This is a genomic window from Companilactobacillus mindensis DSM 14500, from assembly GCF_001434275.1.
GTDB lineage: Bacteria > Bacillota > Bacilli > Lactobacillales > Lactobacillaceae > Companilactobacillus > Companilactobacillus mindensis.
In genome coordinates, this window is the sequence record NZ_AZEZ01000039.1 from 59,921 (window position 1) to 66,518 (window position 6,598).

Here is a 6,598-nt window from a genome sequence, read left to right on the forward strand (position 1 = left end):
AGAAAGGAGGGTTATTATTGGATGATAAGTATAAGTTTATTGATTTCTTAGGCTTAAGATTCAATGTTGCAAATGACTTGTCAGTTCTTGTCTCTGCGGTCCTTGTTTTCATTTTGGTGTTTGCATTATCTCGCAAGGTCACTATGAGACCAGGAAAAGCACAGAATGTACTTGAATGGATGATTGATTTTACTAATGGTATAGTCAAATCAGCAATGCCAGATGGGTCTGGTAAACAATTCAACCTTTATGCGTTTGTATTATTCCTATTCATCTTTGTATCTAACCAATTGGGATTATTCTTCCAAGTAAAGGTTGGCGGTTTCACATATGTTAAGTCACCAACGTCTAACCCATTGATCACAATGGGACTTGCAACGGTATCATTGTTGCTTTCACACTATTATGCTGTGAAGAAATTTGGATTCGGCGGCTATTTATCCAATTATGCGAGACCGGTAAAGTTTTTACTACCAATTAACCTTCTGGAAGAATTTACCAACTTCCTAACATTGTCATTGCGTCTTTACGGTAATATATTTGCCGGTGAAGTACTTCTTGCACTTATTGGAACTGTTGCAAAGAGCCTTGGAGCGGTCACATTTGTTGCTGCTATGCCACTTGCAATGGTATGGCAAGGTTTCTCTGTATTTATTGGAGCCATCCAAGCGTACGTATTTACCACATTGTCTATGGTTTATATTTCACGTAAAATGGAACAAGAATAACTTTTTATTGGAGGATTTTTAATTATGAAGGATATTGCGGCAGCTCTTGCAGCTGGTATCGCTGCTCTTGGAGCATCAATCGGTAACGGACTTGTTATTTCAAAAACTCTTGAAGGTATGGCCCGTCAACCAGAAGTAGCTGATAAGTTAAGAGGAACAATGTTCATCGGTGTTGGTCTTATCGAAGCTGTTCCTATCATTGCCATCGCTATTGCGTTCGTTATTCTTTTCGTTTAATACATACAACCAGGAACTTGGCGATATAAAATAATCGCCTTTTTATGTTGATGTGTTTATTAGAAAGGAAGGAGTGAAGAATATTGGCAGGTTTATTAGTTCTCGGAGCTAATCAAGTAGCTTTGGGTGACATGCTTTTCATTCTTGTTTCTTTCATCGTTTTAGCACTGTTAGTTAAGCATTTTGCTTGGGGTCCTGTAACGAAGATGATGGATGCCAGATCTGAAAAGATTACTGGTGATCTTGATTATGCGGATCAGGAACGCTCACGTGCTGAAAAGTTGGCAAAAGAACGTGAAGATGCTCTGAAGAGTTCACGTGCTGAAGCAGTGGAAATTGTTAGTAAAGCTAAGGAAAGCGGTGAGACTCAAAAGAAGTCCATCGTATCCGATGCTCATAGCGAAGCTGAAGAAGTAAGACAAAGAGCAAAATCTGATGCAGCTAAAGCTAAAGAAGATGCAATGTCAGATGCACAAAACGACATTGCTAGCTTGTCTTTGGAAATTGCTTCAAAAGTCATTTCTAAAGAGCTTAATGCAGATGATCAAAAGTCACTTATCGACTCTTATATTAAGGAGTTGACGGTACATGAAGCTAAGTAAAAAACAAGTGGGAAAGCGTTACAGTAAGGCACTTTACGAAGTAGCCGAAGAACAAAAATCCATAGAAGAAATGCTTGAAGACTTAAAGTCTTTGAAAAAAGTCTATGAAGACAATCCTAGTTTGAGCTTTGCTCTTGCAGGACGTTCTATTTCTCGCACTGAAAAACTTAAGATTTTGGAAACATTGAAGAGCCAATTTGGCGAATTGATGCAAGATTTTTTGGGCCTAGTTTTTGACAATAATCGTATGGACTGTATCATTGACATTGCAGATGCTTTCATTGAAAAATATGATGAAGCTAATGGCATTGTTGAAGCTGTAGTTACAACGACGATTGACATTGATGATGCTCAAGCAGAAAGTCTAAAATCCGTAATCAAGCAAAGATTTTCAGTAAATAAAGTAAATTTAACGAAAATAGTCGATCCATCTATCATCGGTGGGGTTATAATCCGTGTAGGAGACCAAGTCGTTGATGGTAGTGTCGTTAAGAGATTTAACGATATTAAGAAGACTCTATTGGTTAATTAAATAAGTCGAGGTGAAAAGAATGAGCATCAAAACTGAAGAGATTAGTTCGCTGATCAAAGAACAGTTGAAGAACTATAAAAATGAACTCTCAGTTGATGAAGTAGGTACAGTTACATACGTCGGTGATGGTATTGCTCGTGCTAATGGCCTTGAAAATGCTATGGCTAGTGAATTGCTAGAATTCCAAGACGGTACTTTCGGTGTAGCTCAAAACCTTGAAAGTGATGATGTTGGTATCATCATTTTAGGTAACTACGATAAAATTCGTGAAGACGATACTGTTAAGAGAACAGGTCGTATCATGGAAGTCCCTGTTGGTGATGCAATGGTTGGACGTGTCGTAAATGCTTTGGGTGAACCCGTTGACGGTTTAGGAGAAATCAAGACAGACAAGACAAGACCTATCGAATCACCTGCACCCGGTGTTATGCAACGTAAGTCAGTTTTTGAACCTCTACAAACAGGTTTGAAATCAGTTGACTCACTTGTTCCTATTGGTCGTGGTCAACGTGAGTTGATCATTGGTGACCGTAAAACTGGTAAAACATCAATCGCTATTGATACAATTCTTAATCAAAAAGATCAAGATATGATTTGTATCTATGTCGCAATTGGTCAAAAGGAATCAACAATTAGAGCCCAAGTTGAAACCTTAAGAAAGCATGGCGCAATGGATTACACTATCGTTGTTGAAGCTGGTCCAAGTCAACCAGCCCCTATGCTTTACTTCGCACCATATTCTGGTGCTGCAATGGGTGAATATTTCATGTACAACGGTAAACATGTTTTAATCGTCTATGATGATTTAAGCAAGCAAGCCAATGCCTACCGTGAAATATCACTATTGCTTCGTAGACCACCTGGGCGTGAAGCATATCCCGGTGATGTCTTCTACTTACACTCACGTCTACTAGAACGTGCCGCTAAGTTGAGTGACGCATTAGGAGGCGGTTCAATGACTGCTCTTCCTATTGTTGAAACACAAGCCGGTGATGTGTCAGCCTATATTCCAACTAATGTTATTTCTATCACTGATGGACAAATTTTCTTGAGTAGTGATATGTTCCACTCAGGTACACGTCCAGCTATCGATGCTGGTACATCTGTTTCTCGTGTTGGTGGGGATGCCCAAATCAAGGCCATGAAGAAAGTTGCTGGTACTTTGCGTCTGGATCTTTCTTCATATCATGAATTGGAATCATTCGCTCAATTCGGATCTGATCTTGATGAAGCTACAAAAGCTAAACTAGACCGTGGTCGTCGTACTGAGGAAGTTCTAAAACAACCCGTACACGCCCCAGTTCCTGTTGAAAAACAAGTTTTGATTTTGTTTGCTTTGACAAGAGGATTCTTGGATAAAGTTGATGTTGAAGATATTAAAGAATATCAAGCTTCACTTTCTGAAAACTTCGATGCAAACCATCCAGAACTATTACAAACAATCAAAGAAAAAGGCGTATTGCCTGACGAAGATACCTTCAAAGCTGCTGTAAGTGAATTTACAGAAAACTTCTTGGCATCAAAGTCAGATAATAGTAAGCAAGACAAATAATAATACAGGAGGTTTAAATAATGGCTGAATCCCTTATGGATATTAAGAGAAGAATTTCTTCTACTAAGAAAACCGGTCAAATCACGAAGGCCATGCAAATGGTCTCTGGTGCTAAACTCTCTCGTATTGAAAAGAAATCTATTGCTTATCAATTGTACGAAAAAAAGGTTGAAGCTATTGTCAGACATTTAACAGCGGCTGATGTGTTCAAAGAATTATCAATTGCTGATGATTCCACTGATCCGTTGAGTTTGAATAGTCTTCTAAAAGTTCGTGAAGTCAAAAAGACCGCTTACGTTGTCATTACAAGTGACCGTGGCCTTGTTGGTGGATACAATAGTAATATTTTGAAAGCCATGATGGATCTTTTCCAAAAGAAATATAATGGCGACAAGAGCAAATTTACTATTATTTCTTTAGGTAATACTGGTACTGAATTTTTTAAGGCTCGTGGATATGACATAGCCTATGAATATACTGGTCTACCTGATATTCCAACTGTTAAAGATATCACACCGATCATGAAAGCTGTCTTACAAATGTATCAAGCAGAAATGTTCGATGAAATTGATATTTGTCACAACCATCACGTTAACTCATTGGTTTCTAACTTTACTAATCAAAAGTTATTGCCTTTGACTGAACCTGATGACGTGACGACTGAGGAACAAGAAATTGCTACTGAGTACATCACAGAACCAAATCCTAAAGCCGTATTATCTGCAATTGTGCCTCAATATATTGAGTGTTTAGTTTTAGGAGCAATGATGGATGCAAAAACAGCAGAGCATGCTGCTTCTGTTACAGCTATGAAGAGTGCTTCTGATAATGCTGACGATCTTATTTCAAGTTTGTCATTACATTACAACCGTGCTCGTCAAGCTCAAATTACTACAGAGATCACTGAAATTATCGGTGGTGCTGCTGCACTTGAATAGTTTAGAAAGGAGCCAAATTAATGAGTAGCAAAGGTAAAGTTATTCAGGTAATTGGTCCGGTTGTCGACGTTGAGTTTCCTTTAGACGGAAACTTGCCCGAACTTAACGATGCTTTGAAAGTTGTTAAGTCAGACGGATCAACTATCACTCTTGAAGTTGCCCTAGAATTAGGTGATGGCGCCTTGCGTGCTATTTCCATGACTTCTACTGACGGACTTCAAAGAGGTGCCGAAGTTGTTAACACTGAAGGACCAATTTCTGTACCAGTTGGTAAAGAAACTTTGGGCCGTGTGTTTAACGTTTTAGGTGAATCAATCGATGGAGGCAAGGAATTCCCTGCTGATTTCCCAAGAAACAGTATTCACCGTCAAGCACCTGCTTATGATCAATTAAATACATCAACAGAAATTCTTGAAACAGGTATCAAAGTTATCGATCTTCTCGAACCTTACGTTCGTGGTGGTAAAGTTGGTTTGTTCGGTGGTGCCGGTGTTGGTAAAACCGTTTTGATTCAAGAATTGATTCACAATATTGCCGAAGAACACGGTGGTATTTCAGTATTTACTGGTGTTGGTGAAAGAACACGTGAAGGTAATGACCTTTATTATGAAATGAAGGAATCTGGTGTTCTTGCTAAAACAGCCATGGTTTATGGCCAAATGAACGAATCACCTGGTGCTCGTATGCGTGTTGCCTTAACAGGTTTGACAATTGCTGAGTATTTCCGTGATGTTGAAGGACAAGATGTCTTGTTGTTCATTGACAACATCTTTAGATTTACCCAAGCTGGTTCAGAAGTTTCTGCCTTGCTTGGTCGTATGCCTTCAGCCGTTGGTTATCAACCTACATTGGCTACAGAAATGGGTCAATTGCAAGAAAGAATCACTTCTACAAAGAAGGGTTCAATCACTTCAATTCAAGCCGTTTATGTTCCTGCCGATGATTATACTGATCCTGCTCCTGCCACAACTTTCGCTCACTTGGATGCTACAACCAACTTGGAACGTAGTTTGACACAGCAAGGTATTTATCCAGCTGTTGATCCATTAGCTTCATCATCATCTGCCCTTGATCCAGCAATCGTTGGTCAAGAACACTACGATGTAGCTACACAAGTTCAAGAGATTCTTCAAAGATATCACGAACTCCAAGATATTATTTCTATCTTGGGTATGGACGAATTGTCTGATGAAGAAAAGACTGTCGTTGCTCGTGCAAGACGTATTCAATTCTTCTTAGCACAAAACTTCAGTGTTGCTGAACAATTTACTGGTAAACCAGGTTCTTACGTTCCTGTTGCAGAAACAGTTAAGGACTTCCGTGAAATCTTAGATGGTAAATACGATGACGTTCCTGAAGATGCCTTCAACGGTGTCGGTGGAATTGCTGATGTTATTGAAAAAGCTAAGAGCATGGGCTGGAAACCAGCTGACAATCAAAATGACGAAACTGCACAAGCAGTTGCCAATTAACGATAGGAGGAGATAATATGGCTGAAAACATTGTGACGGTCAATATTGTTACTCCCGATGGTGTTGTTTATGATCATCATGCAAAACTCGTTGTATTGAGCACTATCGATGGTGAAATTGGTGTCATGGCTCACCATGCTCCAATTATTGCTCCGTTAGTTATTGATGAAGTTCGTGTCCGTCGTGTGGATAAACCTCATCATGAAGACTCAATTGCTGTAAATGGCGGGTTCTTGGAGTTTAGCAATGATCTAGTTTCAATCGTCGCCAACAGTGCCGAAAGAGCTAGAGACATTGATTTAAGACGTGCGGAATATGCTAAGCAAAGAGCTGAAAAGACTATCAAGGTTGCTGAACAAAAACACAACATTGATGAGTTGGCTCGTGCTCAAGTATCCTTACGTAAGGCTATTAATAGAATTAACGTAAGTTCACACATTAATTAGTAAATCAAAAAGACCAAGGTGACTTGGTCTTTTTGATATGAAATAAATTCTTTTTTAGTTGCACTAAATAAGCTACTCGAAAATACAGAAA

At 39.1% G+C, this 6,598-nt stretch carries 8 protein-coding genes; all 8 read left to right on the top strand.

Annotated features, from left to right (window positions below; translation table 11 throughout):
* Positions 1-17: 17 nt before the first annotated feature.
* The 8 genes from atpB to FD29_RS04510 all read left to right on the top strand — a co-directional run bounded on the left by atpB (position 18) and on the right by FD29_RS04510 (position 6,507).
* Positions 18-728, top strand: coding sequence for a F0F1 ATP synthase subunit A (gene atpB, locus FD29_RS04475; protein ID WP_057887758.1), 711 nt, complete (start codon positions 18-20; stop codon positions 726-728).
* A gap of 24 nt (positions 729-752) precedes the next feature.
* Positions 753-965 (top strand): F0F1 ATP synthase subunit C, encoded by a 213-nt coding sequence (atpE, locus tag FD29_RS04480; RefSeq protein ID WP_010020175.1) that lies wholly within the window; start codon positions 753-755, stop codon positions 963-965.
* 80 nt (positions 966-1,045) lie between these two features.
* Positions 1,046-1,567 carry a F0F1 ATP synthase subunit B gene (gene atpF, locus FD29_RS04485; RefSeq protein ID WP_371862705.1) on the top strand — a complete coding sequence of 174 codons (522 nt, stop codon included), beginning with the start codon at positions 1,046-1,048 and terminating at the stop codon, positions 1,565-1,567.
* Positions 1,554-2,099, top strand: coding sequence for an ATP synthase F1 subunit delta (gene atpH / locus FD29_RS04490; RefSeq protein ID WP_057887759.1), 546 nt, complete (start codon positions 1,554-1,556; stop codon positions 2,097-2,099). The genes atpF and atpH overlap by 14 nt, the downstream gene beginning before the upstream one ends.
* A 19-nt stretch (positions 2,100-2,118) precedes the next feature.
* Entirely contained in the window at positions 2,119-3,651 is a 1,533-nt protein-coding gene (gene atpA, locus FD29_RS04495) for a F0F1 ATP synthase subunit alpha (RefSeq protein WP_057887760.1), read from the top strand.
* A 20-nt stretch (positions 3,652-3,671) separates the two neighbouring features.
* On the top strand, positions 3,672-4,589 hold the full coding sequence (locus FD29_RS04500) for a F0F1 ATP synthase subunit gamma (RefSeq protein ID WP_057887761.1): 918 nt from the start codon (positions 3,672-3,674) through the stop codon (positions 4,587-4,589).
* A 20-nt stretch (positions 4,590-4,609) separates the two neighbouring features.
* Positions 4,610-6,061 carry a F0F1 ATP synthase subunit beta gene (gene atpD / locus FD29_RS04505; protein ID WP_057887762.1) on the top strand — a complete coding sequence of 484 codons (1,452 nt, stop codon included), beginning with the start codon at positions 4,610-4,612 and terminating at the stop codon, positions 6,059-6,061.
* A 17-nt stretch (positions 6,062-6,078) separates the two neighbouring features.
* Positions 6,079-6,507 (top strand): F0F1 ATP synthase subunit epsilon, encoded by a 429-nt coding sequence (locus FD29_RS04510; protein WP_057887763.1) that lies wholly within the window; start codon positions 6,079-6,081, stop codon positions 6,505-6,507.
* Positions 6,508-6,598: the final 91 nt, after the last annotated feature.

Bases quoted from the DNA above. Each gene is read 5' to 3' on its own strand.
- FD29_RS04500 (WP_057887761.1), top strand. From the start codon at position 3,672: ATGGCTGAATCCCTTATGGATATTAAGAGAAGAATTTCTTCTACTAAG.
- atpH (WP_057887759.1), top strand. From the start codon at position 1,554: ATGAAGCTAAGTAAAAAACAAGTGGGAAAGCGTTACAGTAAGGCACTT.
- atpD (WP_057887762.1), top strand. From the start codon at position 4,610: ATGAGTAGCAAAGGTAAAGTTATTCAGGTAATTGGTCCGGTTGTCGAC.
- atpE (WP_010020175.1), top strand. From the start codon at position 753: ATGAAGGATATTGCGGCAGCTCTTGCAGCTGGTATCGCTGCTCTTGGA.
- FD29_RS04510 (WP_057887763.1), top strand. From the start codon at position 6,079: ATGGCTGAAAACATTGTGACGGTCAATATTGTTACTCCCGATGGTGTT.
- atpA (WP_057887760.1), top strand. From the start codon at position 2,119: ATGAGCATCAAAACTGAAGAGATTAGTTCGCTGATCAAAGAACAGTTG.